The organism is Microbispora sp. KK1-11, from assembly GCF_006874435.1.
In the GTDB taxonomy this organism is placed as follows: Bacteria; Actinomycetota; Actinomycetes; order Streptosporangiales; family Streptosporangiaceae; genus Microbispora; species Microbispora catharanthi.
Map to the genome: position 1 here is coordinate 1 of NZ_VIRJ01000170.1, position 377 is coordinate 377.

Genomic DNA, 377 nt, shown 5'->3' on the forward strand with positions numbered 1-377 from the left:
CGAGCCGTTGTCGTTGGCGGGGTCGGTGGTGGTGGAGGGGTCGTTGCATGGGTTGTTCGAGCGGTGGGTGGGGGTGTCGCCGGATGCGGTGGCGGTGGTGGGTGAGGGGGTGGAGTGGTCGTATCGGGAGTTGGATGAGCGGGCGTGTGGGGTGGCTGCTCGTCTTCGGGGGTTGGGGGTGGGTGCGGAGTCGTTTGTGGGGGTGTGTCTGGATCGGTCGCCGTGGTGGGTGGCGGTGTTGCTGGGGGTGTTGAAGGCGGGGGCGGCGTATGTGCCGCTGGATCCGGTGTATCCGGTGGAGCGGCTGGAGTTCATGGCGGCCGATGCCGGTGTGGTGGCGGTGGTGTCGTCGGTGTCGGTGGATGAGCGGGTTCGGG

At 68.7% G+C, this 377-nt stretch carries 1 protein-coding gene; it reads left to right on the forward strand.

Annotated features, from left to right (window positions below; all coding sequences use genetic code 11):
* Window positions 1-377, forward strand: a 377-nt coding sequence (locus FLW16_RS43235; RefSeq protein ID WP_221891609.1) for an AMP-binding protein, incomplete at both ends; no start/stop codon positions are given.